Below are 2,420 nucleotides of genomic sequence, written 5' to 3' on the forward strand. Positions count from 1 at the left end.
ATTGAAACTTCCAATAGGGCGGCGGAATCCAGGCGGTCCTGGTCGCGCCCCGCGCGGGCGCGTGGATTGAAACAGGTTCGAGCGTGATAACTGGCGAGCATCCCCAGTCGCGCCCCGCGCGGGCGCGTGGATTGAAACAACTGCTCGCAGCTCGATATGGTGAGGCGATGCGGCGCGTTGCCTGGATGGCGACTGCCCGCAGGACTGATGAGGTTTTATTCTAATCGTCTTAGCGCCGCACCCGTTCATCCGCATGAGTTCTAACATCCTATTTCCATCGTTCCAGAATGGTTCGAATTATCATGCCGAGTGTAGTAATCTGGGAGCGATTTAGTACGATGAGGATTGCAGCATTATGGCATTGAAAACGCGCCAAGCTCACAAGCACCCTCCATCATCGAAGGCGTCACGGAGGGCTAAATTTCAAGCTGATTTAGCGCCCGCCGAAGATCGGATCGTGCGTGGACTAAAACAAGACTTGCAGCTTGGCAGCAACTCCGATTTTCTCTCTGATGCGCTGGCATTATTCCGCTGGGCTGTATGGGAAAGAAAGTGCGGTCATCGTATCTTCAGCGAAAGTGCCATGGGTGAGCGGAAAGAACTCGTGTTGCCGCGACTCGAACGTGTCGCTCCTGAACTCACGCTGCCACGCGTAGAAATTCCTTGGACACACCGGGAGTTGGAGAGCCTCGCCGATCTCGCATCAAAAGAACCTGCTGGACCCACAGAGCCCCTCGTTCGAGCTATGCGAGGCTGAGTGGCTGTTCTCATTCGTCGCCTCGAAGAGCCGGATGAGGTCGAATCCTTCGACTGTGGCGATGAACCGCTCAATACCTACCTGAGGCGGCACGCTTGGAGCAATCAGCAGAAGATCTCCATTGGTGTGACCTATGTTGCGATTGATGAGGCGGCTCCGCACACCGTCATTGGGTATTTCACTCTGGCCACTGCGAGCGTACCGCGAGATGCCTCTCCAAAGAAGTACGTCCGAGGTCTTCCCCCATACGATTTACCGCTGGTTCTGTTGGCCCGGCATGCAGTGGATCACCGATTCTCGGGTAAAGGCCTCGGCCATGCTCTCATTTCCGAAGTCTTCAGGATTGCGCTCCGAATTGCCGACGAAGTCGGATGTCGCTGCATCGTCGCGGACGCATATCGTGATCGAGTCGATTGGTATGCGCGCTATGGCTTCGTCCCATTGGAAGGTGCGGCCACAAACGGACCACAGCGGATGTTCCTCGATATAAGAACCGTTCGTCTGGCACGCAAGGGCTCTCGATAGACGCTTCGCCAGAGTTGGCTCCCGCATCTCCCCCTCTTGTCCTTCCCGCAGCTCCAACAGCCTACTACAGACCTACGTGTCTACCATTCGGTCTCGGGCCCAGCTTCCGCTAGCAATGGTCGCGCCAGGTAAACGACCACCTGTCACGCCCGTTGCGGCCCGCTCCAGCCGCCGCAAAACAACATGTCCTTTCGGTATCGGCATTTCGGTTTGGTTCCTCTGTCCGGGTGAAGGAACCAAACCTTCAAATCACCGAAAGGACAAACACAATGAATTCAGAAACAATCAAGAAAGTCACAAACGAAGCCATCAACCAGCTTGCCGACGCGCTCAACTCAGGCGACAGCAAGATGCTCACGCGGTATCTCGCGGCGATGGCAAAGTTCAGAACCTATTCTCTTCTCAACGTTCTTCTGATCCTCAAGCAGTGCCCGAACGCCAGACGCGTCGCAGGCTATCGGACATGGCAATCGTTGGGTCGCCAAGTCAGACAGGGCCAGAAGGGAATCATGATTTTCGCTCCCATCTTCCGCAAACGGAGAGAAAGCGTCAGCGACGCGGACACACCAGACGCCGCCTCCAACGTAGTTGCATATCGCGCCGTTTATGTCTGGGACGAACAGCAAACATCCGGGAAAGACCTTCCCGAGATCGGGCGCGTCACTGGCGACCCGCGCGTTTACCTCGCCCGATTGGAAGCGTTCGTCCTTGCGAGCGGTACCGAACTCAACTATTCGTCTGGGATCGCCCCGGCGCGAGGCTTGGCGGAGAAGGGCAAAGTCACTCTACTTCCGGACCTCACGCCAGCGGAAACTTTTGCGACCTTGGCACATGAACAGGCGCACATCATCCTTCACCAGTCGCAGCGCCGCACGGACACAACGAAGCGTATCCGCGAGACCGAGGCCGAAGCGGTCGCCTTTGTAGTTTGCAAAGCAATCGGCCTCGATACGAGCACTGCGGCGCAAGATTATGTTGCGCTCTACGGTGGAGATGCCAAGTTGCTTCTGGAAAGTCTAGACCATGTACAGCAGACAGCTTCGCAGATCCTTGATGGCATAGAACTGGATTCACAACAACGGGCAGCATAGGCTCAGCTGAATCAAAAAAGCGGGTGCTGGCTAGCCAGCACCCGCTT

The 2,420-nt window shown here is 56.3% G+C and carries 3 protein-coding genes; all 3 read left to right on the plus strand.

Annotated elements, in window-relative coordinates:
- The first annotated feature begins 355 nt into the window (after nt 1-355).
- Complete coding sequence (locus tag VMU57_RS14480) at nt 356-757, plus strand: hypothetical protein (protein WP_325384621.1); 402 nt, start codon at nt 356-358, stop codon at nt 755-757.
- Nucleotides 758-1,282: a GNAT family N-acetyltransferase gene (locus VMU57_RS14485; RefSeq protein WP_325384623.1), complete on the plus strand. Its 525-nt coding sequence runs from the start codon at nt 758-760 to the stop codon at nt 1,280-1,282.
- Nucleotides 1,283-1,551: 269 nt separating this feature from the next.
- Complete coding sequence (locus tag VMU57_RS14490) at nt 1,552-2,373, plus strand: ArdC-like ssDNA-binding domain-containing protein (RefSeq protein ID WP_325384625.1); 822 nt, start codon at nt 1,552-1,554, stop codon at nt 2,371-2,373.
- The last annotated feature ends 47 nt before the right edge of the window (nt 2,374-2,420 follow it).

It is taken from the genome of Edaphobacter sp. (assembly GCF_035532915.1).
Lineage (GTDB): Bacteria > Acidobacteriota > Terriglobia > Terriglobales > Acidobacteriaceae > Edaphobacter.

Excerpts from the sequence above, each read along its gene's own strand:
- VMU57_RS14490 (WP_325384625.1), top strand. The coding sequence starts at position 1,552 with ATGAATTCAGAAACAATCAAGAAAGTCACAAACGAAGCCATCAACCAG.
- VMU57_RS14480 (WP_325384621.1), top strand. The coding sequence starts at position 356 with ATGGCATTGAAAACGCGCCAAGCTCACAAGCACCCTCCATCATCGAAG.